Origin of the sequence: Bifidobacterium sp., from assembly GCF_022647885.1 — a bacterium.
Lineage (GTDB): Bacteria > Actinomycetota > Actinomycetes > Actinomycetales > Bifidobacteriaceae > Bombiscardovia.
Genome location: NZ_JALCLM010000001.1, coordinates 221797 through 248358, shown reverse-complemented (window position 1 = coordinate 248358; position 26562 = coordinate 221797). Strand labels below are relative to the sequence as shown.

Genomic DNA, 26562 nt, shown 5'->3' with positions numbered 1-26562 from the left:
GTCTTCTTTCGCGCTTTCCACGCATCTGACAGACTCATTCACCTGAGCTGTGTAGTTGGCAACGGTATAGAACTGTGTCAATGATGTTGGTTCACGTACGCATTGAGATTGCTCAGTCCTTTGTGGCTTCTAGCGTTGCTAGTAGTGCTTTGTGATCGCTTCCTGCAATTTCTACGGTTTCCATATCGCCTACTACTACGCCTTTGTCGTGCACAATGTGGTCGATTTCAATCACTGCTGGAATCTTAGAGTTGGCGGGGTACGTCATGTGGAATCCTTCGCCAGCTTGCTGCGACGAGTCTACGAAACGGCTACCGAGTAGAGACCGAAAACTGGAATGATCCCAAGTGGAGTTGTAATCACCCATCAGCACGTAGGTGTGGTCGTAATTCTTGAGTGAACTGATGGAGTCCAGCCCTGAACTCCAAACACTTTGCTTACCTCTGGTAGGCGAGTTAGGGTGAACTGATCCAAAACGCACGGTCGTAGTGCCCAAGGTGATAGAAGCCGCAGGAATGCTGGATGCCTCAACAGTTATAAGATTTGGATTCTTGCTGCTCATCGATGCAGCGCTCCATAGACCGTTGACGCCACCGTTATCTCCGTGTTTCGTACTAGCAATTACAGAGTGTGGAAGCACAGTATATATGCCAGCCGCAGTGAGTCTTTGGATGAAACCTTGGCTCATCTCTTGTAAAGCGAGAACTTCCACATGTTGCTCTTTGACTGTTTGGACGATTTCGTTGACATTTGCTAGACCCGTGCGAGTGTTGAGGGTCATGATTCGAGCATATTTATCTGTGGTATTCAGCGTTGAATTTGCGACGGCTGTTTCGGCCTGCGCTGAGATTGTAGTGGTTGGTTTGATGAATCCAAAGTGCCAAAATAGTTGTAAGGCTAGGCATAGAATGCTCACTACGGCGAGCACACGACGATGCCAGAGAAGTGCGAGGAGTAGCGCGGCAAGGGATACGAATGCTATCCATGGCACGAATGACACCGCTAGTGGAATAATACCGATGCTGGCGAGGTCGCTGGGCACTTCTCGCATCGCCATAACCACGATGGAAGCGGCAGTAATAAGCCAAAGGATGAAGCTAAGAAAACCGTGTTGAGGTTGACGACGCGGTTTTGCTGGTCGCGCTGTTTCTGCTTGTACAGCCGCTTGTTTCCCAACGTTTGTGGGTTGATCCTCCTGACGAATAGGTATGGGTTGGGTATCGCCGTCATGTGTTGGCAGCGTATATCCCATATAATCCTCCGATGATTGCTGAAGCTCGGTATGCAAGCGTTATTGGACACCGAGCCTAGCGCAGGGAGAATAAAGAAGCTTGAGAGTTGCAATTATCTACAAAGAGTACGCACAGTAACCATGCTCTCGTAGTATCAGTCGCTTTCAAAGCAGTATTGAAGATTCGGGAATGCTTTTCTCAGCTCTGTGACCTGTTTCTTCACCGCATCAACGGGCTTTCGTTGCTCAAGCACATCGACGATTAGATCTGCAATGACGGACATCTCTTCGGAACCCATTCCAAAGCGCGTAACCTCGGTGGTCCCAATTCGTAGGCCGCTTGGACGATCCCAATCTTCAGGTTGATCCCCAGGAATGAGGTTTTTGTTGGTGATGATATTTGCTTGTTCAAGTGTTCTTGCCACATCAAGACCGTTACCGTATTTGCTTACATCAAGTATTACCTGATGTGTGCGAGTGAACCCGCGATCTTCACCGAGCACAGTAATTCCACGATCGTGAAGCGCTTGCGCGAGCGATTGTGCGTTTGAGACAATCCCTGCCATATATTCTTTGCCAAAAGCGAGGAACTCCGCCGCAGCTGCTGCCAGTGCAGCAACTCTGTTGACTTGGTGGGTGGCGGCAATTGTCGGGAAAATAGTGTCTGCAATTGGGGCAGTCAGTTCCGGATCATTCCAAACGATGATCCCACTTTGCGGTCCGCTAAAGGTTTTTCCTGCTGAACCAGTCATGACCACTGCACCTTCACGCAGGGGATCCTGAAATTGACCGCCTCCAATCAATCCCAGCTGATGTGCGCCATCAAAAAATACCTTCCCGCCCCAGGGAGCGATGATGTCACTAATTTGTTTGATCGGGAAGGGGAACAGTGTCATGGAAGCGCCTAAGGCCACAAGGCTTGGTTTTTCGCGTTGTGCAATGTTCTTGAATTGGTCCAAATCAACTTCTAAAGACACGGGGTCTAGAGGAATATCAACAATGTTGAGGCCACGAATGCCTGCAGGTCCATTAACTCTGTTTGCTGAATGCCCGCCGGTTGGCTGCGGTATTGACATTATCGTATCGCCAGGTTTAGTGAGCGCCGTGTATACCGTGAGGTTGCCGAGCATTGAAGCGATGAGTCGATGGTCTGCATAATTGGTATTAAATACTTTTTTGAGCAATTCGACACATAGAGACTCGACTTCATCGATATATCGTGTGCCCACGAACCAGCGTTGGACTGCGCCTATGTGTCCTTCCGCGGCTCGTGTGCCGATTTCGCTAGAGAGTAGTGACCGGACTACAGGGCTTGTCGGGGCTTCGGGTGCCAGAAGATTGAGGCATTCCTCTCCACGCCATATCGCATTGCGTTTGACTGCATTGACTACTTCTTGCTGCACTAAGCGTAGTGATGGGGAGGAGTCAATAATGTCTCGTGCAGTTGCGAGCACGTTTCTGTCGTGGACCTCAAATTGTTCGTTAGCGTTGTTGGGATTAGACATCAGTGATTCTCCTTGCTCAGTGGCAGTAGATATATCAATATGTTGTATGCAATATATTGCATATCACTTGTTACTGCGATATTTCCAAGCTGTAACTGAGGACATTCTCCGTAGGAGAAGACCGGAGTGACACTGCCAAAAGAGCATGTATGGGGCTGGGCAGATAGAATATGAGGCATGCCTATCCCTGTGCTCTCATCTGCTGACGCTATTACGCCAAGAAAGCTCTTGCGCGATGAAGCATATGATCGTATAAGCTCCGCGATTGTACGTGGCGAATTCAAACCAGGTGAGAAACTTACAGACACGGTGATAGCGCAGTGGCTTGGCATTTCTCGCACTCCAGTCAGAGAAGCTTTGGCTAGGCTTGAGCGATCTGGTTTAGTACGTACTGTCCCTGGTCGTATTACTATCGTTTCCAGCATTGATCCGAAGACCACGAATCATGCCGTACTCGTTGCTGAGGCATTACATACTTTGGCAGTTCGAGAAGCTGCCATACATATCACCGATGAAGATGTGCAACAGATGCTGTTGGCGAATAAGCAATTACAGCTAGCTCTTGAACAATCCGATGCTGGGCAGGCAATAGAGGCCGACGATGCCTTCCACCAGGTTGCTATACATCGAGTTGACAACCCAACCCTGGTGAATGCCCTTGAGCAGGTTATGCCCTTGCTGCGGCGAGCTGAATATTTTCATTTTGATTCATTGTTGACACCAGATTCAGTGGAGCAGCATGCCAAAATTGTTGCTGCGCTGAAAGATCACGATGCTCAACGAGCAGCCGAGGCTTCTCGCGAAAATTGGTTAACACTTTCTGAGTGATTCGTATCCTCGAAATATTGACTAGTATGTGTCAAACAGTCTTGGTTGACCAGAGTTCTATATAGCTCATCAACTTATGCCATAGCCTTGAACTACCAACTGCCTCCATGCTCTGGTTGTACTTAGATGGTGGCGAAAGTGAGTTTCAACCCAAGGGCTTTTGCCACATTGATGATTGTGGTGAATGATGGGTTGCCGTCCTCATCGAGGCTTTTGTACAGAGATTGGCGTCCCATGCCGCTCTCGCGTGCAATTTGACTCATGCCTTTGGCCTTGGCGATGTCGCCTAGCGCTGCTTGTATGAGGGTCGGATCTCCATCGTCGATAGCTGCGTTGAGGTATGCGGCGATTGCTTCTTCGCTGTCGAGGTGTTCGCTGACATCCCATGTTCGCGTTTTCATCGTGTTCTCCATTCTTTGGCTAGTCGTTGTGCCGCCCGTATGTCTTTGTTTTGTGTGGATTTGTCTCCACCGGCCAGAAGGACGAGTAGTGTCGAATGTTCGATTGTGACGTAGACGCGATATCCGGGGCCTTGGTGGAAACGAATCTCGCTCACTGAACCGCCTACAGCTTTCACATCGCCCAACAATCGTCCGTGTAGCTGGATCTTTCGGATAGTGACATCAATGCTTGCTTTGGCTCTTAAATCGCGCAGACTGTCGAACCAGTGTGAGTACGTGTCAGTTTCGATGATATCCACATTTAGATTGTCTCCTATAGGAGACAATTCGTCAAGCGGGTTCATTGTTCATCTAGTGCACTCGACGGTTCTAGCTTCTTGCCGCACTTAAAGTATGCAGATATCTCGGTAACTACCTATGAGTGTTACATGCCTGTGCGGTTGGTGATGATGAATCTGACTTCGCTGTGCTCCGGTGGATGAAGTGCAATGCCGAATGCGATAGTCGAGCCGAAGGTATCAAACACCGTTGAATCCATGGCTAACAAAGCTGTCCCTTCGGCAATATCAAAGTGCCGAGCGACATCAGCGCCGGCTTTTTCAACTCTGACAACCACTTCATTTCGAGAGAGCTCAATCGCATAGGACTTTTCGATAAACTCGTAAAGTGAGCCCCGAGAAAAATCATGTTCAAGAACTGCAGCGAATCTCTGTGCTGGAAGATAGGTGAAGACGTGTTGTTGTAAAGCACCATTCACATATCTCAGGCGCTCTAATTCGATGATTTCAGCATCTTCAGCTATATCGAGCTTTGCAGCAATGTGCGGGTCGGTGATGATTCTATTGTGTAATACCTTGGTATATACCTCTCGTCCAAGATCGGATTGTTGCCGAAAAAATCCACGTATATGTTCGCTCAGCACTTCTCCGGTTGAGGGATCGTCCTTAGTTTTGAATGTTCCGCTACCTTGTTTGCGTACCAGGGCACCGTCGCGAATGAGATCTTCTACTGCCCGGCGTACCGTGATGCGGCTGACATTGTATTGTGTGCATAGTTCTGACTCGGTTGGTAGCTGTTCGCCTGTTTGCATTGCTTTGAGTCGTAGTCGCAGATGATCTCTGACGGTGATGTATTTTGGAATGCCGATATTCGTCTCCATCGGTCACTCCTTTCGGTTGACGGATCTGAGGTGATGATTACTTTCCGCTACTTGGATATGGTGCAGGCCACCCTCGACTGAGGTTATCTCGATGTTCAGAAGAGAGCGGCCTGTAGTGCCTACCTATTTATTACTTACTTACTTACTGACTTACTTGGTTGTTCGCTTACGGTTTTGCGCCGTCCCATGAGGAATGAAACAAGATAAACGAGAATCACCGATATAACCAATCCTGCAATAATGGCGATTTGCCCACCACCACGGTTGAGATATCCGAGGAATACGCCGGCAACGCCGAAATCTGCGTCAGAATAGGTTGCATTTTCTTGGCCGACACTGCCAAGTACGGGTAGCAGTAGCAGCGGTAGGAAGGTGATAGCAAGACCGTTGACAAAGGATCCCAGTATTGCTCCGCGTCGTCCTCCGGCACCATTGCCAATAACGCCTGTGGCGCCGCCGGTCATGAAGTGGGCAACGATTCCAGGAATGATGATGGTGGTGCCTGCCACGGCCATAATCGTCATGCCTACAATGCCTCCGACGAAGCTAGAGAGGAATCCTATCATTACCGCATTGGGTGCGAATGTAAAGGTCACAGGAACGTCAAGAGCTGGCTTAGCGTCTTTGACCAAATGCTCGCTGATGCCCTTGAACGCAGGAATGATTTCGCCTAGCACCACGCGCACGCCGGCGAGAATAATGAATACACCGGCTGAGAAGGTTGCGGCTTGGATAACTGAGAACACGATGAAGTTCTCACCGCTACTCAGTTTGGATTCGATGTATGTTGGTCCGGCGAAAAGTGCAACGATGATGTAGATAATGCCCATCGAGAGCGCAACGATAACAGTGGTATCACGCAAGAATCCGAGGCCAGAGGGGAAGTGAATATCCTCTGTTGACTTCGATGGGTGTTTCTTGCTCCTGGTGAGCCTGGCTACCAGACCGCCGAGTGCAATACCAGCTCCACCCGTGTGCCCTAATGCAACATCATCGGTTCCGGTGACGTCCTTCATGAAGGGCTGCACGATTGCAGGCGATAGAGTCACTATGAGACCTTGCGCAATAGATCCCCAAAGAAGTACTCCCCACGTTGGGAAGCCTGCAGCAACAAATATGACTGTGATCATAGTGGCCATATAAAAGGCTACGTGCCCTGAGAGGTATACATATTTGAAGCGTGTAGTTGCTGACAGCAACACGTTGATAACCATGCCAAGGAAGAAGATCAATGCAGCAATAGAACCATATTGGACTAGCACTGTGCCCACGATGGCTTCATTGTTTGGCACTACTCCTTGAACGTGGAAAGCTTCTTGGAACATATCTCCAAAAGGCGTAAGCGCTCCACTAACTACTCCTGCTCCAGCGGCGAGTACTAGGAATCCAACGAATGTGCGGATAGTTCCTTTCATAATGTCGGTGAGCGGCTTACGTTGCACGCTCAGACCGATGAGAGATATTAGGGCGACGATTACTGCCGGCTGACGAAAAATGTCGAGAAGTACCTTAAGTACGCCGTTCATTGCTTCTGCTCCTTTTCTGGCACGGCGATGCCGTGGCGCTCCAATGCCGCAGAGACCTTCTGCGTTATTTCATTCATATCGATGAGGCTATTGAGTACAATCACATCGCCTAGGCCAGAGGCTGCTTCTGCAATGTCTCGTCCCACGACGATGACATCAGCATCACCTTGAGAAACGGAGCCAAGATCGCTGTGATCGGTTTCAACACCTTGCACGCCAAGTTGTTTTAACGCCTTCTCAACATTGAGCTGCGTAATGAAGCTTGAACCCAAGCCCGTGCTGCAAACAGATAAAAATTTCATGAGACACTCTCTTCCTTGGTGAAAACACACCGTAATTCTTCTTCAGTGCTGACTGATTCAATCTGCTGGCGCCACTGTGCATCACTCAACAGCGAAGCGAGCTCTTTCATAAGCTCAAGATGGCGCTCGCTACTTTCTGCCGCAAGACAGAACAGTGTAGAAATGGGATGCTCTGGTGAATCTGCCAGCAGGAACGGTTGAGCTAAGTGCAATACAGAAAGTGAGGTTTTCACAACTCCCATTTCTGGACGAGCATGAGCCAGTGCAATCTGATATCCAAGATCGATGTAGGTGCCCCCAGGAGAGACGATTGCTTTTTTGATCGCATCGACGTATTCAGTGCGAATGCTCCCGAGGGATACCAAGGGTTGTGTTACGCGATCAACTGCCTCTTCCCAGCCAGACACACTCGGTGAGTAGAGAATCGTGCCGGTTCCGAAATACTGACTAAGCACCGTAGCTCCTTTGCAACGAAGGGATGACACATGAGACGCTCAGCACTGAGTTACCCTGCCATCGATCTGTGTTCTTGCACGCCTTCTTTGGCGAAACAAGTGGTTCAGCACTAAGAAATCTGACGAGTATTGCGGTAAGGAATCTCGGCGTTGAACTGTTAAACCATTATAACATCATAATGTCATAACGTTATAATGAATTTTGCGGCGGAGTTTCTGTCGTATATTCACGTTTGGTATTTAGTGGACTACATCAACGCAGCCATGGATGAAGGAGGCGCATACCTCGTATCGACAGCTCTGGGAAATGTCGCTAAGGTGCGCAGGCGCATCAGCCAGACATAACAAGACACCGACATCAGTAGAACCCAAGCAATGCGTACTTTCATAATGTTTGCAGAATAGGGAATTTGTGGTTTGCAAAACAGGGAATTATTGAATTGATCGATAGTATTTGTATGTGAAATATTATTCTCGAAGTGTCGACCAGCAAATCTCAGATGCCTTAGCCGTTATGGGTGGCCTGCGCTAGTTGGGCAAGGAGGGGCGAAGGTTTCCGTTTTTAGTCGCGGTTACGTTGACAATCTTATTCACATCGAATTGCAAGGGCCTGAGAAAAAAATTTATGACCCAATACGGGTTGAAAGAACCATTCAATCTCTTGCACGCAACATCGCGGGAGAAGCTACAAATGCTCGCGTTCTTGCCGAGGTGAATAGCGATGTACGTAGTGTGGATGAGAAAACGCTGCGTGCCGATCTCGATTCCTTGCAGCGAGTGTTCGTGTACGAGCCACTTCCAGCATGGAGTGTAGATGTGCGTTCTCGATCTCGGTTGCGCAAGAAGGGGAAAATTCACTTTGCTGATCCTTCAATAGCCTTGGCGAGTCTCAAGATTGGCGCTGAGCGTTTGATGATGCAGCCACAATACTTCGGTTTTGTTTTTGAGTCGATGGTGGTGCGCGATGTGCGTTCGCTAAGCTCACGAGACGGTGGAGAAGTATTCCACTATCGAGATGATGCAGGACTTGAGATTGATGTAGCTATCGATTATCCAGATACGTGGGCGGGTATAGAAGTAAAGCTGGACAGCTCACAGATACCCGAGGCTGAAGAACATTTGCTGAGGTTGAAGAATCATAAGGTCGATACGGCGAAGGTTGGGGATCCGGCGTTTCTGGCAATCGTCACCGCGACCGAATACGCCTATAACGCTGCCTTCTGGTGTGCACGTTATCCCCTTGGGGTGCCTCGGGAGGTAGCGAATCCGATATTCTAGGGCAGTCAGTTGTCGGCAATGGCAAGGTGCTGCCAAGCATCGGTTCCGATGGTGCGATTGCCGCTAGCGAGTGAATGCTGCCGAGTTCCATAATGCACTTACGGGGAGAACCCAAAGGTTGTCGGCCCATCTCATAATTTTCGATCCTGTGTATACGAGATAGCCACGCAGGAAACGCGAGTCCTTCGCCAATTCCGCTAAGCCCTTGAAATCATCTCGTTTGATGGTGGATGATGATTTCACTTCAACGCCCACGAGTTGTTGCCTTCTTGCTATTACGAGGTCAACCTCTTTGGGGTGATTGCCAGGTTCGCGCCAGTAGAAGCAGTCGGGGTGTGTTTGTGACCACTGGATTGCTGGAACGATTTGGTTAATGACGAAAGACTCCAGAAGATTGCCATAGGCAACAGGGGACATCAGAGGATCCGTGCCTTTGGAAAGCATCGTCTGTACGCTTAATGATGTGTCAATCGGATGGATTTTCGAGCGCGTGAAGCTTTGTCGGTTGGGTGCGGTTCTGATATTAGGTAATGCGTGGATCAGGAATCGACGAATGAAAATGCTGATATAGCGATCCACGGTCCTGCGGTCCAAGGCAAGGGAATCTCCCATTGCGCTGGCATTCAGAATGCCGCCGGGCATGCACAACAGTTTGCTGAGAATACTTCCCGCAATAACTGCATCAAGCTTCTCATCGGGCAGAATGGTGTCGCCTAACACTGTTTGGATATCATCAGCGATAAGACGCTCACGTTCCCACTCCTCATATTGGGGATACTGGCCGGAGTATTCAGGGAATCCTCCAGCAGCCATAAGATCATAGAGTTCCGCTCGTGGCGTCTCTTGCTCGAAATTCGTATTTGGCTCCGCACTCCAGAGGTCATCCACGATGCTTCCTGGAATGTGATGAAACTCCCCCTGTGTCAAAGGACTCATAGTAAAACGCTGTGCACGACGGGCCAGCGGATCCTGCCCGTCTAAGCCACTTCTGCTGATAATCGCGCTTCCTGTAAGAAGGAATTGAATACCTTGTGAGGCTATCTTGTCTACGGTTTCTTTGATTTCAAGAGGAAGCGATGGAATACGCTGGGCTTCATCAATGATGACCGGAAGGTTCAGGCTTTTGAGCCAGGCGCTGAGATCGTGCTGAGCAAGTTCGAAGGTATTCATATCTGCGAGTGTTTCGTAGGAGAAACCAGCCGGTACGAGCTGACTCTCGGCCATGAGCGTTTTCCCAACTGCTCTTGCGCCTTCAAGAATTACTACCTTGCGTTTGGCATTGAGCAATACATCCGCAATCGGTCGATGAATATATGTGTTCATAGAACAAGCATACATCGAATGTATAAAAAATCGTACAAGTAATGTATAAAAAATAATACATTGGGTGTACAAAAAATCGCTTTATAGACAGAAATGCGAAAGGTTTGTTTCAGTGCAGCAAATGGGCCGTCTAGGAATCATTTGGGTTGTTCGTACTTCAGGATTGAGTATGTGTAAAGCGTGATATATGAAATAGATATCGGGGATGCTTTGGAGATATTACACCCTGATATTTTCACGCAATTTTGACTGTGAGTGGCGGGATTTGAATCAGGTAACCTGCTTCAAAGGTTTGCTAGTAAATTCTTGCTTTCGTAAAGGCGTAGAGGCTTTGGAATTCTGCTCCGAAGACGGGTCCGTATTCGGTAGATGGGTCAGAGGTGAAATGGAAAGAGTTAAGACTAGCTACGGTGGTTGTTCCTATGCCGACCCATGCGCCGCCTGAGCAACCTCCGCCTGCAGGGTTGTTGTCCATCTTTACGGTTCCAACAGTTGAACTGTTGCGCGCATTATTGCTGCTGTCTGAAAGGTCAGGAATGGCATTTCTTGTTATGTTGCCATCGCTGGTTTGCATGACTTCTCCATCGTCATAAGCCACAGGATATCCGAATTGAGTAACCCTAGCGAATGGCATATTCAGTGCATAAGGCAGGGGAGTAATCGGAGAAGGCTTATTGGTAACGAAGAACGCGAAATCCCATTGCCACTCTTTAGTGACTGTCCAATCCTCACGGCATGTCAGAGTATTGGCTGTATATTCCTCGGCTGAAGTTCCATATCGATAAGCTCGTTCGAATAGAACATTCTCAGACCATACTCCAGTATCTCTGTTCCTGATGCAATGTGCTGCGGTGAGCGCGATGCGGGTGTCGTCGCAGAATTCTGCTGAAGCGACTTTATCTTGCCCTGAGCTGGTAAAAAACAGCTTTCCGCCAGTGCTGAATGGTTGGGCAGATATGTTGGCAGGAGCAATCTTAAGCGGTTGCGGCTGTTCTCCTGCACTGTCGATAACGATTTCTTCGGCTGGCTGTGCTGCTGCTTTGCGTTCGGGAGTCCAGTAGTTTCGAACCTTCTCGGCTTCACTGTCGGCAAGGGTGATACTGACATTTCCGGATTCGCTGTAAGTTTTGCTCATGATGGTGCCGATCTAGACTTGTTTGAGTGAGTTAAATAGGGTGGTGCCATCACATTGATAAGTGATCGTGTCACCGGGCTGTTCGTTAAAGGTGAATGAGGCAGTCTTGTCTCTTCCTGCCACCACAAAGCAAGTAAAAGTTACCGCAGCACCATCTGGAAAATGTGCTTGGTCTTTCATATCGATGGTACGTTCTCCATATACCAGCACATCGTGGTAACCGGACTCCTCGTATGTTCCCGTTCCAGCATTGCCGTCCTGTGTGCCACTCCAGGAAAGTTTCGTCCGTGCGACGTATGATCCACGATTCTTGAGTTTGATATAGCGGTATCCCATAGTGAGTTCCTCGTTTTACTATCGAAAGTATCTATACAAAATGTATAGATTATATATATTACATAAATATACAATATATATAAAATACGACATTCTATGTTTTCTATGTGTGGAAAGGGATTGTTTTCAGGCATCTCATCTGAATATGTGAGGCGCAGCGTTTATGTATGAAGCTAAAGAAGTATGTCTGACTCCCTCTACGATTGTTTGCGGTTACAGAGGGTTTGGTTCAGGGGTGACAGGGATCGTGAATTCATCAGTTTCGTGATAGAGAGAGTATACTGGCGGGTTAAAAACACTTCTTGCCATAGCAAAAATGATCTCGTATTCACAAGATCTGCAATATTCGGGTGCCTGGTTGGTTGGACTACGTATTCCTCAAGTCGCACAAATATACTCGTGGGAGTCCGGAGGGGTCGCCCATGCTACAAATATTGTAAACTGCCGCTTTTGGCGGAACAGCGCAGGATGTGCCCGCGCAGATGGTTTCAGTTGTTCTGGTGACTTCTTAGTTTTTATTCTATAAAGGTATGTTAGAACAACAGGCTACAGATCTTGTCCTTGTTGAGATCGGTTCCTTGCAAAGGATAGTATTAGCTATGCATGCAGTGGTGCTTGTTTGATATGAAAATAGTTTTTCTCGTTAGATAGGATTCACAACGGTTAGGAGAATGAAGACCTGATGGAAATTAACAACTTATATAATTTTAGAAATACAATAAGACATTTTCTTGATATAGATAATCTTATATTGCCTAGTGATTTTACTAGTAAGACAGTAGAAGATACATGTTGGACTAAGCCATTTAAATTTCGTGTACAAAAAGAAGACAATTCTTATAGGACTTTGAAAATCCCGAACATATTGTCATTTCGAGTGGCAGAAAATCGTTTACATACCTATGATAATTTCTATTCTCTCCCTGAAATGGACGAACACAAAAGACTGTCCGCAGATCTCACAATAGGCGACTTCTCAATCGGTGAGTTTGATCGGCAGCTTGAAGATGATTTCAATAAACTTTGTATCTACGATTGTTTGGTTAAGCTTGATATACATGAATTTTATGGAAGATTGTATACGCATTATCTAGATTTTCATGAAAATGATTCAGATCGATATATTACGAATCTGAATTTTGGTGCTACGAATGGCCTAATTATGGGAAACTACTTATCTTTGTATTTTGCTGAACAGCACCTTGTAAAAATTAGCAAGAGGATTTCTCAAAAGTTACAGGATGCGCAGATAAGATGCGAGTTCTCATATTTTTCGGATGATTTTTACTTCTTTTGTAATTCAGACGATATCTCTATGATTGAAGAAATTTTTAGATTAGTTCTCGACGAATTTGATTTAGAGGCGAATGACAATAAAACTCAAATTTGGGATTATGAAACATTTAATTCAGATAATGTAATAGCAAGGTATTGGAAACGAATTGTTGCTGGGTGTAACAGGAACTATAACGATAAGAAAAATGACAATAAGCTTGTATTCATCAATCAGTTGGTGTACCGATCATCTCTTCTTGCGGAACTAAAGAAAAAGAGGATATTGATAACTAATTTTTTTAAAACGAAATATTTTCGAACGCTGGAATTATCAAAATTTAATGTTAAAGACTATGATTATCATCAGCTCTGCTTCATTTTTAGGACATCCCCTGAGGCGATGCTCTACTCGATTGATAGATTTAAAGATATGTCTGGCTTTGAAATGGGGAGGCTTAAAGAGTTTTTTCAATTACGATATGCGCAGGTATTAAAAGATCAATTTCAAGATGCACAACTGTACTACTTCTATGCTATTTCAATTGCGGAGTTTAGAGATATTGCACAGGACAATGAGAAGTCGGTCTTATACTCTGAGAATCAAGTGTTAATATCACTTTACCTTGAAAACAATCTGTTTTCGGATACTAGTGTTGAAACGCTTAAAGGTTTTCAGTCAGAGGATAAATGGTTTCAGAACTACCACTTGATTCTTAATACATCAGATTTATATCAGAATCTCGAGGAGAATATTGAGAAGTACCTCATTCCCGAAGTTGTGAAAGGAAGGTCCACACCTTGCCAGTGTGCGCGTGCAGCGTTTTACCTTGAATTTTACAAGCGAAACTTATCTGAAAGAAAATCGCTGGTTCGAAGCGTGGAGGATATTCAGACAACTGTAGATAAATATCTCGAAGAACGATTCAAAATTGAAGAACGGCTATTCGAAGAGAGCAAGAAAACAGGTATCAAGGGACTCTAATCCTCAATCGTTTTCAACACGAGGTGAAGAATTTCTGTGGTTAATACCATTTGCCTTCCTGGCTATGATTTAACGCGGACAGGGGTCATAGGTATTGACGCCGCTGCCGTTGTAGCGAGGGCTGTGTAAATATCTTAGTGTTACTTCGTGTGGAAACACATATACAAGATGCACAAGAGGATGCATTAGATTTTGCGAAGTTTGAGTTTTGCACAGCTTTTTCTTCCGTTATATATCGGTGGATATCTATATTCCTTCGACTAGGTGTATATGGCGTCAGGTGAGTGGAGATGTTTCGCATAATTGACGGCGAAAAACGTTGAAGCTGAATATAGGTTGAAAGGGGACATCTATTATTTGGAGAACCTCAATAGAGAATTTATGTATTAAGGTCGAAAAGTGCTCGCGTCCACAAGTAAACTCAATGAATTATGGATATCTGAATCTGTTGGATAAAGTACTTCCTGTATGGCTTGCAATACTCGTGTGGTCTAGGGAGAGAAATGTCAGGTGTAAGCGAAATCAAACCGCAGAATTTGCACAAACAAATTTCAGTAGTGGTTGCAACGCATAAAGCTTATCGCATGCCGTCTGACCCTATGTACGTGCCTATTCACGTAGGTACAGAACTTCACCCCGATGTTCTTCCTGAGATGTTGGGGGATAATACAGGTGACAATATCTCTGATCGAAATGCTTTTTACTCGGAACTTACAGGCTTGTATTGGCTCTGGAAGAATGAGCAGTCTGAGTATAAGGGGCTTACGCATTATCGTAGGCATTTTGCCACTTCCAGCATTTCACGGATATTCAAAAAGGATAGGTTCGACCGAATAGTCGGTCAATCAGAAGTGATGGAGTTGCTCGGTGACCACGATATTATTGTGGCTCGGAAACGGAACTATTACATCGAATCGGTCTATTCACATTATGCGCATACCTTTCACGCAGAACAGTTCGATGTGTGCCGTGAGGTATTGAGTGACATGAGACCAGCATATTTGCCAGCTTGGGATCACCTCATGGAATCGAAAAGTGCGCACATCTTCAACATGTTCATCATGAGTGGTTCGAAATTCGATGAATACTGTGAATACATGTTCCCCGTGTTATTTGAGCTTGAGCGCAGGCTCGATCCCAGCAAATATGATCCATTTAATGCGAGATATATCGGTCGTGTGAGTGAACGCTTGCTTGATCCCTGGTTAGAGACGAATGGATACAGCTATAGTGAATTGCCTGTTTTGAATACTGAACCAGTGAACTGGGTTAACAAGGGGAGCTCGTTTTTGTTAGCTAAGCTTGGTTTGAAGAAGTATGGGAAGAGCTTCTGATGGGGTTTCAGACATACCTTTATAAGAATGAGTGAGCTTGCTATTGAGCTGTCAGATATTCGGCACCTTGAACGGTTGCTTCTACTGTTGCGATTTTAGTAAGGCTTTGTTGACTAATTTCATAGTTGATGTGGTTCATGCTCTAATCGCTACTAAATCCGGAGGTTAATGCTGACTGCAATCGTTAATTAGTGAAAACGCTGTTCAATAAATTACATCCCTCCAGCAACGCAAAACACAACAAATTTCACAAGAAGAGAGAGACCACTTGTATAGACGCGAGAATAACCTTAGCTAGGTGTTGTTTGTCGAATGGGCAATTGAACTGTAAATGAGGAAAGATGACAAATGTCGGGAAACCAGCATGGGAGTATCAGCGTTTTTCCCAGAACTCACAGAAGATTCTTTTTACTGTTTCTAACTTACAAATAGGTGGAATACAGCGGGTTACCAGTGTGATTGCAGGATCGCTATACAACGAAGGGCTTAACGTTACCCTCCTCAATACAAGTTTTAGAGAATCAAAATATGAAACATTGTGCCCTGTTATCAACAGTGCATTGACTCCTGTTACTTTTGTCGAACGATCTTTTCGTCACTTGGTGGAGAAAATCATCCCAAATTTGCTCAATCCGTTTTGTGTCTCGAAACTGTATAAAGTTCTTAAAACAAACAGTTATGACACAGTGATATTGAATCCGGAATTTTTGTTTGCTACAGCACATATCAAAAAACGATTTCCTCATTTGCGTGTATTGCTATGGATGCACAACAATTTTGATATTTATATGAACAAATACTTTGTGGATCAGCAAACAGAACTTTGCGAAAACGTTAATGCGGCTGACGGTGTCATTTGCCTTGAAGAATATACACTGCAGCGTTGGAGTCAGTACAATCAGAACTGTTATTTAGTCCATAATCCTTTGACGATCCAACCATCTACACAGTCTGCTAATTTGGATTCGAAAACTATTGCGTTTGCAGGCAGGCTTGAAATTGAGCAAAAAGGGTTAGACTATTTGATCGCTGTTGCAAAGAGCCTACCCGATGGCTGGAAGATAGCAGTCGCTGGAAGTGGAAACGATGCTAAAGAATTCACTGAGCTGGTACGTGTAAACGACTTGAGTGGGAAAATCATACTAAAAGGTGCCTTATTCGGATCTGATTTACTCAGACATTATTTGAATTCCAGCATTTTCATATTGCCAAGTCGTTGGGAAGGTTTCTCATTGGTATCGGTTGAGGCAATGAGTCTCGGTTTACCTGTTGTTGCATTTGACACTCCAGCTCTTCGCGAGGTAACAGAAAATGGCCAATTTGGGTTATTGGCTAAGTCAGGGAATGTGCAATCACTAGTGGAGCAGATCTCAAAATTGACGGTGAGCCGGGAGTTGAGAGAGAAATACGCCAGATTGGGGATTTCGCGTTCTGCCTTTTTCTCCGTATCAGCAATAACAGCAGTATGGGAACGGCTATTAATGCCTCTCCAAGAGTCGAGAACTAATGAATCCTAAAAAAAAGATGAACGATTTTCCTGGAAAGTCTAAAAGAACAGAAATTAATTTCCGTAAAGCAGCGATTCTGCAATTCGCATCTAGATATGCAAACGTTATCCTCCAGCTAGTTCTAACCGCTATTCTTGCACGCTTATTGACGCCCAACGAATATGGGGTAATGGCTGGCGTGGCTATCTTTACAAATTTGTTTGGAATTTTAGGTGATATGGGATTAGGCCCGGCAATAATCCAGTATAAGCAGTTAACAAAAAGTGATTACGGGGGACTATTTGTTTTTTCGATTATACTCGGAATAGTTCTATCCGTTGTTTTCGTAGCACTCGGATTTCCGATTTCTCAGTTTTTTAATGAACCAAGTTATGTTTCCTTGTGTGCTTGGTCAGCGGTTTCGATTTTGTTTGGCACTATGAATATGGTTCCTAACGGAATTTTGTTGAAGAAAAAAAGATTCGACATTATCGGTATCAGGCTAATCATTACAACTGTTATTGGTGGAATAGTTGCGATAATATTGGCCGTAATGGGTGCAGGAACGATGGCATTGGTTTGGAATATAAACATCGTTTCAATAAGTATATTCATCTGGAATGTGGTGAGTATTAAGGATGAAATTAATTTAACCGATATTGTAATAATTAAGCCGCTCAAATTAGTCGCTAAATATTCGGTGTATCAGGCAGGCTTTGGCATCGTCAATTACTTCTCGAGAAACCTTGATCACCTAATCATCGGAAAAGTTTTCGGTTCAGTGGCCCTTGGTTTGTACGATAAATCATATAAGCTCACTAGCTATCCGATTCAATTTATCCCCGGCGTTTTGGGATCTATACTTCAACCGTATCTGGCTAAATATGAAAATGATCGAGAAAAGATCTATCAGGTACAGATGAAGCTGATTTTTCTGCTATCGTCCTTAGGTGTTGTAATTTCTTTTGCTTTCATCCTTTGTGGTAAAGAAATTATTTACTTTTTCTACGGCAGTCAATGGTTATCGAGTGTTCCATTGTTTGTAATCCTCTGCGCAAGCATCACTTTCCAGATGGTTAATAACATTACAGGAGGAATTCTGCAGAGTGCAGGTAGGACCGATTATTTGTTTAGACAAGGAGTCGTAGCTACTACAACGATGCTCGGAATGCTTCTTATCGGCTCATTCACTCATGATCTGAATAAGCTGACTGCTTTCATTACGATAGGTTTCGTGCTTCAGACAATATCCGTTGCATACTACACTACAGTGAAGGCGTTTGGGCACTCAATAATTGAGTTTTTTAAACCGATTGTGTCCGCACTTTGCCCTGCAGTAATTATTTTCATTCCGCTCGCTGTATTGAAGTTCCACTATATGATATTGGCAGAGCATTTTCTTTTATCATTATTGGTTTTTGGTCTCACCTTCGTAGCAGCTTATTGTCTGTGGTTATTTTGCACAGGTAAAATGTCGATTTTTGCTTCTTTATGGAAGAGCAAGAGTGTCTAACCACCTGGGGAATTTCAACAATTGTAAACTATGGATACCTAGTACGGTTGTACAGGAAAAGTAATTGTTTGCACAGCCTGCTCAGAAAATTTTAATATTCATAGGGGAAAGTTCAATGTTCTAAACGGATTGTTTTGTACCTCACTTATAAAGCGTTGAAAATTGGTGGGGTATCAGAACAGTACGTGGTTGTTGCTAAATTCCTGAGTAGATTATTAATATTTGTTGATTTTGTTCAAACGAGTTGACCTCTCTTGCCCAGATATCTCCAGAGCCGTGCAATATAAGCAACGTGTTTGGATAATTGAAGAGCAATATTCTGTATTATCGTGTTCTCGAATTGGAGTATTAAAGCGATAAAGCTAGTCTAAAAAATAGCAAATCATTAAGTTGATATTTCTAGATAAACGTTCTCCGCGGTAACAACTCTACTATGTGGTTTATTCAATCAATGTGTTAAAACAATTTGAAAAATGCTTTGGGGTGGGGTGATCTAACATCATGGTCGCGCCAAGCGTGTGAAAGCATGAAAGCTTATCTATAACTCGTGTAGTTGTACTGTTGAAAAGACTTGGTTACGGGTGAAGCAGACTATTTATGGTTGAGTCGTCTTGTCGCAGAACCAGCTCGGTTCCGTAATGAGTTGAGAGTAAGTAGTATTTCTGTTGTTTCTCATTTGTTGTAGCCAATAGTGTTTTGTATCGCTAAAACTGTGAGTAGGTTCAGAACATGTTATCAACAACTTCGCTTTAGATGTTTCAAACCAGCTGATAGATTCGTTACTCTGCTACTGTGAAAGAAAGGCTTCTACAGCATGAGAACTGCTGACTGTTATCTCTCCCAAGTCTGCCTTCTGATCCGCAAAGTGGGGAGTATACCTGTGTTCGACAGGAGTGACACAAGCGTCACGGTGATCTGATTAGCTATCGGACGTGTCGAAAATAGACGATGAGACGCGAGGACGAAATTCCTAATTCCATATTGAAAATTTTGACCAGTATTTCCTCAACTGCAGGCAGATTACATAGTTACTCTTGTGTCTTTATGCTTTGTGCGCAAGGTGTGTCAGCACTAATTAATGATTTACCTTTGCGATTGATATTAAGATGAGTGATTTTGTAAGAAATCATCAAGGAATTAAACTCGGCTCATTGGTCGAGGCTTGGCTTCTAGAAGTTTGAAAGAATCCCAACTCAGTCCAGTTTATACTCGAATATTGACTGCGATAAAAATGAGAGATTTGGTATTTGTGCTGGATTCATTGAGGAGAAAAACGCGGTTCTTGTTAATCGAATTATAGGTAGAAGGTTCTCCACAAATTCTTTCTGAAGATAAAAACTCTAGCTACTGTGAAGTCAACAGCTTTGGATAACTTTACAACTCACGTTCTTAGCAACATAACTCCTGTGCGGGGTAAATTTGATATGCTCATTATAGTTGCATAGTCGGCAGCAACAAAGAGCATTTGATAAAGATCGAAAGCTGGTTCAATTGGGTTCTGTCAAGGTTTCTGTTATTATCCCGGTATACAATGTAGACACATATTTGCCGGCTTTCCTTGAGAGTCTAAGTCGGCAGGATTGCGCTGGTGCAGAGTATATATTTATTGATGATGGATCAACAGATGAGTCTGGAAAGATATTAGATGACTTTCAGAAGAAGGAACACTCTTTTGTCGTAATACACCAGTCCAATGGTGGTGTCGCAAGAGCGCGTAATAAAGGTTTAGAAATCGCGCGGGGAGAATACTTGTGTTTCATTGATCCTGATGATCAAATAAGCGACGATTATCTGAATCAACTACTCAACTATGCTAAATTGTATTCAGCTGATTTTATTTTTACTGATACCGTAAATATCGACAAAGGCAAATTATCTTTACCTCGGGAAATTGAATTTCCAAAAACAATACGTCACATAGATAAGAACGCTGTGATTTGTGAACCACAACTCGTTTTTTATGAACTCCTTAAAGGCACAAGTGTCGGACTAACAGTTTGGGCTAAGTTGTTCAACAAGAAACTGTTCAATGAGAACTTGTTCCCTGAGCAGAGGACCAGCTCGGATTCGGTGCCATGCTTTACAGCAATCAGCAGAGCAAAAAAAATAATTTATATCAATGGGCCTCGTTACTATTATCGAGTTGATCGGCCTGATAGTTTGCAGAATACTCTTTTACCTAAAGATATTGCGGATAGTGTGGACGTGCATCTTTCTCTACAAAGATTCATCGCAGTAACCTATCCAAACTTAAATTACATGGCACGAATGAATTTATCTAAGAAACTTGTACAAGTGAGTATCAAAATATGTTTGTCTTCAGCTATACAAAATAGGCATGTTGAGTTCGAAAAATATAATCGTATGCTCTCGGGTCAAATAATAGCTATTTGGAAATCTTCTCAAACTTTTAAGGAGAAGATAAATGCAACGATTGTCCGTTCAGGATACTATCCGACGATTATAGCTATAAAGGCTAAACAGGCTGTATCGAGTTTTAGGCGTTCCCTATTAAAGAATTAAATGATAGATTCTTTGAGTTTTGTTTATCCTGTATCAATGTAATTCATGTTATTAATCTTGCTGTCAAAGGTTTCATGAGGCTATAGGTTCGGTCGGTAACGTCTATTAGTTATATGCATTGAGCATTTATTATTGACTTTCTTCTAAAAACAACAGATAGTACTATCACATGATTAGCTGGTTCAAGAAATTTTGATACAGCAATCTCTAAAACTCACAGATTATACAGATTCGTATTTCCTTTGTTGATTTTATTGCTTCCACAGAGCCTGCGTATATGTAAGAATCAAAAAAACATTTGTTTTGTTTTTGACTACGGAAGTAGAAACATAGAATATAAGAATGGAACGAGAATAATATACTAGTTCAACAGACGAAGTCTTTTAGCTAGCTTGTAAATTGTGATTTGTTGCGAACGCGGGGTACATACAACCTCCGGTTTGCCCCCTCCAGTGGAAATTATGAGCATGAATCCCCGTAAACCGAGAGAATTTGAATTCATATCTTGTTTTTGAATTGAATTAATATGTATCAACGTAATCAAAGCAGGAGATTATGATTGCTCCTGGTTGGTAGTTTGCTGTATTGAATAGATCGACATTATGTACACACTAGCTAAGGGGATTAATCAGCCTTATTTGTTGTAAAACAATCGAAAGAGATTCTCTGTATGAATGTATTACGTAATGTTAGGCAAATGCAGCTTGGTTGGATTATTCCTTGCAGAGACAATATAACCGCAATGGGATATCACCCAGTTTTGCTTTTGTCTTTTTTATAATCTGTGCTAGATAATACTGTTGTTTCATGTGATAAAGAATTCAGAAAATCAAACGAACCTTATGGATGGGGTTGTAGAGAATTCACAAAATTCTACTTTCGACGAATAAGAATCTTGTGAATTATTACGCGGAATACTGCTATCTCTCTATTGTTTGCTCAATTTGTTGTATATAGAGTTTGCAAAAGTTTGACTGTAGAAGAAATGTCATATCCCAAATTGATTATTTCATTCGTCCCGTATTCACGTTCTTGAGTGGAAGGGCGATGGGTTGTTAACAACGTGCTAGCCCAGATTTCTGGATTATCTAAAGATAGTTTTGTAATGTGTGAGTAAGGGAATGTTGAAATATCAAATGAATCAGAAATTAGAATCGGTAGTCCGCTACATGCGGCCTCGATAACTGAGAATGGTAGCCCCTCAAATTTGCTCGGCATAGAAATGGCATCAAATGCTGAAAGAAAATCTTCTGGATGGGTCGTTGTGCCTGCCAATATAACGTTGTTTTCAAGGTTGTCCCGTTCGACGGTTGTGCGTAATTGTTGGACGAGAGGCCCATCTCCCACTAACATTAGTTTCGCCTTAATATTTTGTTTTACAATCTTGGAGAGGACTTCTAATTGAAACAAAGGATTTTTTGAGGTGTCAAGTCTCCCAATAGATCCGAATAGCAATGTTTCTTCATCAATTTCATATTGTCTTCTTATGGCTTGTCTTGAAGAATTGTCGAATGAAAAAATTGGGGGGTCTATACCGTTGGGCACTACGGTAAAGGAATCTTGGTCGAATAGATACTGGCCCGCCTGTTGAGAACAGGCTAGCCTGATGTCACATGAATTACTCCACAATTGTTTTCCTATTCGGTGCCCCAGAGTTTTAAGTCGCTCATGTCCTTCACCGAATCTCGAATTATGTGAGTGAACTATTGAGATGGGTATTCCACACTCTTTTGCTATCGACGAGTAAATAAATCCCATACCGTTCATGGTGTTGATATGGACCACGTCGTATTTCTTTGAAAGGAGTAATTCACGCCATGCTTTTTCACTTTTGAGTAAACGTGTGCAAAGATTTGGTTTTTTGTTATTGAACACAGTATATCTTTGCGCGCCTAGCTCATTAATCACTTCGTCATAAGATGTATCCCAAGTGTGAGTGGAAAAAATATCGAAATCAAAAGACGATCGATCAGCGTGCGCAATGACGTTTATGATGAATCGTTCAATACCCCCTAATCCCCATCCCTCTGAGTAGTAAAGGACATGATATTTTTTCTGGTCCATTGGAAAAGTCAATTTTCAAATCCTTTTTCTTGTAACAGTGGTTTCATTTTGTTTCCATCAGTGATTCCTCGTTTAACAGCCCTCAGTCGAGCTAGTTTTTGTCTCTCAAAGATAATTATTTTGATGATTGCTTTGCTGATCTCAGATTTCGAATTTCGATATCCGGTATGTCGTTTTGCTAAGTAGGTAAGATTGCGGGCTCTGTAATAGGTTCTCTTCAGGGATGTATCGTGATACTGAATTGTTTTATGGAGCAGATGCAGTTGTTTTATCTGGTCGTCTGCTATGACTTCGTGTAACATGCAAATGTTATCGACTCGTTTGATTGCTAGCCCACTCTGGTGCACACGAAACGCGTACTCGTAATCAACCTCATCAATGAATAGTTGTTCGTCAAAATATCCTAGATCCCGACAATGCAGTATCGAAATACAGCTCCCAGATGTTATGCAGCGCTCAATTGTCGACAAGTAGAGCCCATTAATGATTTGATGACCGGATCCTTTTTCTAAGTTTGCGAAAGGTTTTCCATGAAGCGATTTCACTGAAGGACAGATGATTGCTACATCTTTTTCAACTTCGGGTATGAGATCATGATAGGCTGCCAACAAATAGGGTGATAGAAGAGAATCATGATCCATGAGTAGCACCCACTTTGAACCGAGCTGTTCGCTTTTTTGTACTATCTGATTCAGTGCATGTGCCACACCGCGATTTTCCTCATTTAAGATGAGTAAAACTTTTGGAAGAGACAGAAAACTTTTCGTCAGTTCTTGTTGATTATGACTGCCGTTGTCGATAATGATGAAATGACAAATGCTTTTCTTGGCTAAGCGGTAAGATTGCATTAGTAAGTCTAAATCTGCATTGAAAGTGACTATCCCAAGATCCATAACTTCTGGCTCCAATGTTAGTATTGCTGAGCTTAGTTCTATATTCAAGTGTAGCCTGACGCTGTACAAATATATGTAGCATGACTTGGAGGAAGTGGGGGTGTAATGCTTCAGTGCAAGTTGTCTGATTCTGCTCTTTTATCGGTTATCGTACCGATTTATAACGTTGAAGATTACCTCTCCCAGTGTGTTGATAGTCTGCTAAAACAAACCGTCCCAGTACACGAAATCATTTTGGTCGACGATGGTTCAACAGATTTGTCAGCTCAACTGTGTGATTCGTATGAGAAGAGAGATAATCGTATAAGGGTTTTTCATATAAATAATTCTGGTGTATCTTACGCTCGAAACTTCGGGGTTGAACAAAGTACTGGCAACTTCATTTTATTTGTTGATCCTGATGATATGCTGAGGAGAGACGCGGTTTCTTTGATTTATCCTCTGCTGTCTCCTCCGCAAAAACAAGAGACAGTGGTTTTTAGTTACAAGAAAGTTGCAGATAACGGGCGGTTGATTGAGGAGACCGAGGAATCTAGATCTTTTCCGAAAGATGGTTTAGTTTCTCCTAAACAAGCGGTTGAGCATCTTCTAGAAGAACATATTCAGAATTTCATTTGGAGAGTCGTATTTGCTAAGAGCATTTGGCAGAACAACTCTATCCGATTTCCCATCGGGAGGGTTTATTGTGAAGATATGTCTGTGATGTATCAGATTCTTATGAATAGTGGTTCTGTGATTTTTCTAAACCAGAAGCTTTATTTATACAGACAACGCGAGGGCTCAAGAACTTACAGAATGACTTCGAAGACTATCGAAGATATGAGGTTCGCCTTTTTGAGTAGAGACAATGACGTCCGAGGTGTTATGCCGAGTTTGTCTGGACTATGTAACTTGCAATTGGACAAAATGAGTTATGTCACTTATATCGATAGTTATTTAATATCGGATAAAAAACGTGCTAAACAACTCAGAGCGGATTCTGTTAGAGAACTCAAAGGTATCAATAAAGTTAGCCGTTTACGTAAAGTTATTGGGCGCAAGGGATTGTTTGTGATCTTTCTTGCCCAATTGAATGTGGCAGATCCAGTGGTGAATTCCATGCGAATCATATTGAACGGTTTTAGGACATTACGCAATAAAATCAGTATGTAAAACTTTGCATGATTGTCGGAAGTGGAGTGGGAGATTTTGTTAACAATTGTATTACTTATTGCTTTAGCAATGTTGCTCAGCTTGAACTGGTTCTTTCTTGGGAAGGATCCTATATCGCCGGCGGTATTGTTGGTTGCTGTATTTTGCTTTTCCGTTGCTGACGGGGTTATCACTTCTTACGAAAAATGGGGACTAGATATTGATGCCTCTACATGCTTTTCTATTCTATTTGCATGTTGTGCTTTCTCATTAGGATGTTATTCCATACACGTAGCACTGGGGGAAAAACGGATAATGACAAGGAGCTCAGAACGTTATTCCCGCAGAAATTTGTTCAAAATCAATACCCCAATTCTCGTGATTATAGCCCTTCTGCAAATTGTTGTCTATTTTTTTGTGCAACGAAAAATTGATACGATTGTTGCGTCGTACACAGGGGCTCTAGCATATGACAGAACAGGTTCTACTGCAGGCGTATATGACCAACTATCCAAATATTCCTCTGTAGATACTTCACTTGGAGTTGTTCTCGATACGGCCTTTAGCCTGTGCACGGCAATTCCGAATGTATTAGGTTTCGTTCTCATATGGAATTACTTGATTGTTCGAAAAGCCAACATACGGTATCAACTGTCGATGCGGAATCTGTTCCTCTTCATAAATATTCTTTTAGGCATATTAGGCTCCATGATTACGGGCGGCCGGTCGGGAGCTATTTGGACTCTGCTATCTATTACCGTTATGTTTGTCATAATTCGGCGCGGCGTAACAGGGCGAAAAGCCAACGCATTAAAGTTGAAATATGTCGTCGGATTCGTAATGGCAGGAATTATTATTATTCCGCTTTTCTATTATTCGTTGGCTCTGGTTGGGCGAGCTACTGGAGGTTTTTCTTCAGTATTCGATACTCTGAATGTTTATTTGGGTGCGCCGATAAAAAATTTTGACACCTTTATGAGAACCAATATTCGCAATCCTGGGTCTTTTGGGGCTGAGTCCCTTAAGTCATTGTACGGTTTCTTGGGTATCGACACTCACAGTCCCGGAATCAGTGTGGAACATCGTTATTATCAGGGTCATTGGCTCGGTAACGTAACAACTATGCTAGCATCGTTGAACTATGACTTCGGTCTTTTGGGTACAGTGCTTGTGATGTTCATACTTGGATTATTCAGTCAATTTATATTTGAAAAAGCGCTCAGCGATGGAAATGAAATCAATACTGCATTGTCTGTTGTAGTGTACGGGTACATAACCAGAGGTATTGTATTCGCATTTTTTGATAACTTATTTACGACATCAATTATCTCTATAGGGTTTATTTGTAAGGTGCTCTTATGGTTTGTAGTTTTAAAAATGTGTTTTAATAGTCAAACAGATTGCTGGAAAGCTACGGGTGTCATGCGTCAACCCCAAATTAATTCCATGAAACAGCTCCCAATATCAGCGCGGGGACGAGAAGTTATGGAATAGCATGGTCTCGGCACATCATTAATAAGCTTTCCGTCAGCATATCTTGTGGACACGGTACGAGGATTATCTACAGATACTCATTTTTGGTTTTTGGCTGTTTTCTATACAATGTCTAAATTGCATGAATTGCTCAATGTTCGTTGAAACGAACTTTTACGGCGAAAGAGCATAAACTAAGTTAATGGAACAGGGGCTGCCCTGTCTTCTGCAGCTGTGGATATTAACTATCTCTTTTCCAATTCGTATACAATATTAGTCTCGCGTTATGGCTTTCAATATACTTATTCAAATTTGTATGGCGGCGGCCTGTCGTGTTGTACGGGTAACTTGTTGTAAATTTGACACTATGATGTTTATTGAGCTTTTTGAGCCAGAAATTTGCATAGA

The 26562-nt window shown here is 43.2% G+C and carries 22 protein-coding genes; 9 read left to right on the top strand and 13 right to left on the bottom strand.

The window, feature by feature from the left end:
* Nucleotides 1–112: 112 nt before the first annotated feature.
* Both LKI20_RS01040 and glyA read right to left on the bottom strand, forming a co-directional pair.
* Nucleotides 113–1252 (bottom strand): endonuclease/exonuclease/phosphatase family protein, encoded by a 1140-nt coding sequence (locus tag LKI20_RS01040; protein WP_291768653.1) that lies wholly within the window; start codon nucleotides 1250–1252, stop codon nucleotides 113–115.
* 134 nt (nucleotides 1253–1386) lie between these two features.
* Nucleotides 1387–2736, bottom strand: coding sequence for a serine hydroxymethyltransferase (gene glyA, locus LKI20_RS01035; RefSeq protein WP_291768651.1), 1350 nt, complete (start codon nucleotides 2734–2736; stop codon nucleotides 1387–1389).
* A gap of 177 nt (nucleotides 2737–2913) precedes the next feature.
* Between glyA and LKI20_RS01030 the strand changes: the two genes are divergently transcribed.
* On the top strand, nucleotides 2914–3564 hold the full coding sequence (locus tag LKI20_RS01030; RefSeq protein WP_291768648.1) for a GntR family transcriptional regulator: 651 nt from the start codon (nucleotides 2914–2916) through the stop codon (nucleotides 3562–3564).
* A 122-nt stretch (nucleotides 3565–3686) separates the two neighbouring features.
* Here the strand turns inward: LKI20_RS01030 and LKI20_RS01025 are convergent, their stop codons facing one another.
* The 6 genes from LKI20_RS01025 to LKI20_RS01000 all read right to left on the bottom strand — a co-directional run bounded on the left by LKI20_RS01025 (nucleotide 3687) and on the right by LKI20_RS01000 (nucleotide 7407).
* Entirely contained in the window at nucleotides 3687–3965 is a 279-nt protein-coding gene (locus LKI20_RS01025; protein WP_291768645.1) for an addiction module antidote protein, read from the bottom strand.
* Complete coding sequence (locus LKI20_RS01020) at nucleotides 3962–4264, bottom strand: type II toxin-antitoxin system RelE/ParE family toxin (protein WP_291768642.1); 303 nt, start codon at nucleotides 4262–4264, stop codon at nucleotides 3962–3964. The genes LKI20_RS01025 and LKI20_RS01020 overlap by 4 nt, the downstream gene beginning before the upstream one ends.
* A 125-nt stretch (nucleotides 4265–4389) precedes the next feature.
* Complete coding sequence (locus tag LKI20_RS01015; RefSeq protein WP_291768639.1) at nucleotides 4390–5124, bottom strand: GntR family transcriptional regulator; 735 nt, start codon at nucleotides 5122–5124, stop codon at nucleotides 4390–4392.
* 134 nt (nucleotides 5125–5258) lie between these two features.
* Nucleotides 5259–6650: a PTS ascorbate transporter subunit IIC gene (locus LKI20_RS01010; RefSeq protein WP_291768637.1), complete on the bottom strand. Its 1392-nt coding sequence runs from the start codon at nucleotides 6648–6650 to the stop codon at nucleotides 5259–5261.
* Nucleotides 6647–6952, bottom strand: a complete 306-nt coding sequence (locus LKI20_RS01005; RefSeq protein ID WP_291768635.1) for a PTS sugar transporter subunit IIB — start codon at nucleotides 6950–6952, stop codon at nucleotides 6647–6649. Before LKI20_RS01005 ends, LKI20_RS01010 begins: the two co-directional genes overlap by 4 nt.
* Nucleotides 6949–7407 (bottom strand): PTS sugar transporter subunit IIA, encoded by a 459-nt coding sequence (locus LKI20_RS01000; RefSeq protein ID WP_291768633.1) that lies wholly within the window; start codon nucleotides 7405–7407, stop codon nucleotides 6949–6951. Before LKI20_RS01000 ends, LKI20_RS01005 begins: the two co-directional genes overlap by 4 nt.
* Before the next feature lie 600 nt (nucleotides 7408–8007).
* Between LKI20_RS01000 and LKI20_RS00995 the strand changes: the two genes are divergently transcribed.
* The gene (locus LKI20_RS00995; RefSeq protein ID WP_291768632.1) at nucleotides 8008–8685 is read left to right on the top strand and encodes a DUF4143 domain-containing protein; all 678 of its coding nucleotides are present in this window, start codon (nucleotides 8008–8010) and stop codon (nucleotides 8683–8685) included.
* Between the two features lie 63 nt (nucleotides 8686–8748).
* Here the strand turns inward: LKI20_RS00995 and LKI20_RS00990 are convergent, their stop codons facing one another.
* From LKI20_RS00990 to LKI20_RS00980, 3 genes are all read right to left on the bottom strand, one after another.
* Nucleotides 8749–10008 carry an ATP-binding protein gene (locus tag LKI20_RS00990; protein ID WP_291768629.1) on the bottom strand — a complete coding sequence of 420 codons (1260 nt, stop codon included), beginning with the start codon at nucleotides 10006–10008 and terminating at the stop codon, nucleotides 8749–8751.
* 295 nt (nucleotides 10009–10303) lie between these two features.
* A complete protein-coding gene (locus LKI20_RS00985; RefSeq protein WP_291768627.1) occupies nucleotides 10304–11143 on the bottom strand; it encodes a trypsin-like serine peptidase in 840 nt (279 codons plus the stop codon).
* 12 nt (nucleotides 11144–11155) lie between these two features.
* On the bottom strand, nucleotides 11156–11479 hold the full coding sequence (locus LKI20_RS00980) for a hypothetical protein (protein ID WP_291768625.1): 324 nt from the start codon (nucleotides 11477–11479) through the stop codon (nucleotides 11156–11158).
* Nucleotides 11480–12161: 682 nt separating this feature from the next.
* On the opposite strand from LKI20_RS00980, the gene LKI20_RS00975 reads away from it, so the two are divergent.
* From LKI20_RS00975 to LKI20_RS00955, 5 genes are all read left to right on the top strand, one after another.
* A complete protein-coding gene (locus LKI20_RS00975; RefSeq protein ID WP_291768623.1) occupies nucleotides 12162–13736 on the top strand; it encodes a hypothetical protein in 1575 nt (524 codons plus the stop codon).
* A gap of 503 nt (nucleotides 13737–14239) precedes the next feature.
* Complete coding sequence (locus tag LKI20_RS00970; protein ID WP_291768621.1) at nucleotides 14240–15070, top strand: DUF4422 domain-containing protein; 831 nt, start codon at nucleotides 14240–14242, stop codon at nucleotides 15068–15070.
* Nucleotides 15071–15411: 341 nt separating this feature from the next.
* Nucleotides 15412–16587 carry a glycosyltransferase gene (locus tag LKI20_RS00965; protein ID WP_291768619.1) on the top strand — a complete coding sequence of 392 codons (1176 nt, stop codon included), beginning with the start codon at nucleotides 15412–15414 and terminating at the stop codon, nucleotides 16585–16587.
* 7 nt (nucleotides 16588–16594) lie between these two features.
* Nucleotides 16595–18070: a lipopolysaccharide biosynthesis protein gene (locus LKI20_RS00960; protein WP_291768616.1), complete on the top strand. Its 1476-nt coding sequence runs from the start codon at nucleotides 16595–16597 to the stop codon at nucleotides 18068–18070.
* 1491 nt (nucleotides 18071–19561) lie between these two features.
* Nucleotides 19562–20593, top strand: coding sequence for a glycosyltransferase family 2 protein (locus LKI20_RS00955; RefSeq protein ID WP_291768613.1), 1032 nt, complete (start codon nucleotides 19562–19564; stop codon nucleotides 20591–20593).
* Between the two features lie 939 nt (nucleotides 20594–21532).
* Here the strand turns inward: LKI20_RS00955 and LKI20_RS00950 are convergent.
* Together LKI20_RS00950 and LKI20_RS00945 are read right to left on the bottom strand one after the other, a co-directional pair.
* Nucleotides 21533–22669: a glycosyltransferase gene (locus tag LKI20_RS00950; protein ID WP_291768609.1), complete on the bottom strand. Its 1137-nt coding sequence runs from the start codon at nucleotides 22667–22669 to the stop codon at nucleotides 21533–21535.
* Nucleotides 22666–23550: a glycosyltransferase gene (locus tag LKI20_RS00945; protein WP_291768606.1), complete on the bottom strand. Its 885-nt coding sequence runs from the start codon at nucleotides 23548–23550 to the stop codon at nucleotides 22666–22668. Before LKI20_RS00945 ends, LKI20_RS00950 begins: the two co-directional genes overlap by 4 nt.
* A 105-nt stretch (nucleotides 23551–23655) precedes the next feature.
* Here LKI20_RS00945 and LKI20_RS00940 point away from each other — a divergent pair, with 105 nt between their 5' ends.
* Together LKI20_RS00940 and LKI20_RS00935 are read left to right on the top strand one after the other, a co-directional pair.
* Nucleotides 23656–24702 (top strand): glycosyltransferase family 2 protein, encoded by a 1047-nt coding sequence (locus LKI20_RS00940; RefSeq protein ID WP_291768603.1) that lies wholly within the window; start codon nucleotides 23656–23658, stop codon nucleotides 24700–24702.
* Between the two features lie 21 nt (nucleotides 24703–24723).
* A complete protein-coding gene (locus LKI20_RS00935) occupies nucleotides 24724–26175 on the top strand; it encodes an O-antigen polymerase (RefSeq protein WP_291768600.1) in 1452 nt (483 codons plus the stop codon).
* Nucleotides 26176–26562 lie beyond the last annotated feature (387 nt).

Excerpts from the sequence above, each read along its gene's own strand:
- LKI20_RS01040 (WP_291768653.1), bottom strand. The coding sequence starts at position 1,252 with ATGGGATATACGCTGCCAACACATGACGGCGATACCCAACCCATACCT.
- glyA (WP_291768651.1), bottom strand. The coding sequence starts at position 2,736 with ATGTCTAATCCCAACAACGCTAACGAACAATTTGAGGTCCACGACAGA.
- LKI20_RS01030 (WP_291768648.1), top strand. The coding sequence starts at position 2,914 with ATGCCTATCCCTGTGCTCTCATCTGCTGACGCTATTACGCCAAGAAAG.
- LKI20_RS01025 (WP_291768645.1), bottom strand. The coding sequence starts at position 3,965 with ATGAAAACGCGAACATGGGATGTCAGCGAACACCTCGACAGCGAAGAA.
- LKI20_RS01015 (WP_291768639.1), bottom strand. The coding sequence starts at position 5,124 with ATGGAGACGAATATCGGCATTCCAAAATACATCACCGTCAGAGATCAT.
- LKI20_RS01010 (WP_291768637.1), bottom strand. The coding sequence starts at position 6,650 with ATGAACGGCGTACTTAAGGTACTTCTCGACATTTTTCGTCAGCCGGCA.
- LKI20_RS01005 (WP_291768635.1), bottom strand. The coding sequence starts at position 6,952 with ATGAAATTTTTATCTGTTTGCAGCACGGGCTTGGGTTCAAGCTTCATT.
- LKI20_RS00990 (WP_291768629.1), bottom strand. The coding sequence starts at position 10,008 with ATGAACACATATATTCATCGACCGATTGCGGATGTATTGCTCAATGCC.
- LKI20_RS00985 (WP_291768627.1), bottom strand. The coding sequence starts at position 11,143 with ATGAGCAAAACTTACAGCGAATCCGGAAATGTCAGTATCACCCTTGCC.
- LKI20_RS00980 (WP_291768625.1), bottom strand. The coding sequence starts at position 11,479 with ATGGGATACCGCTATATCAAACTCAAGAATCGTGGATCATACGTCGCA.
- LKI20_RS00975 (WP_291768623.1), top strand. The coding sequence starts at position 12,162 with ATGGAAATTAACAACTTATATAATTTTAGAAATACAATAAGACATTTT.
- LKI20_RS00970 (WP_291768621.1), top strand. The coding sequence starts at position 14,240 with ATGTCAGGTGTAAGCGAAATCAAACCGCAGAATTTGCACAAACAAATT.
- LKI20_RS00965 (WP_291768619.1), top strand. The coding sequence starts at position 15,412 with ATGACAAATGTCGGGAAACCAGCATGGGAGTATCAGCGTTTTTCCCAG.
- LKI20_RS00960 (WP_291768616.1), top strand. The coding sequence starts at position 16,595 with ATGAACGATTTTCCTGGAAAGTCTAAAAGAACAGAAATTAATTTCCGT.
- LKI20_RS00945 (WP_291768606.1), bottom strand. The coding sequence starts at position 23,550 with ATGGATCTTGGGATAGTCACTTTCAATGCAGATTTAGACTTACTAATG.
- LKI20_RS00940 (WP_291768603.1), top strand. The coding sequence starts at position 23,656 with ATGCTTCAGTGCAAGTTGTCTGATTCTGCTCTTTTATCGGTTATCGTA.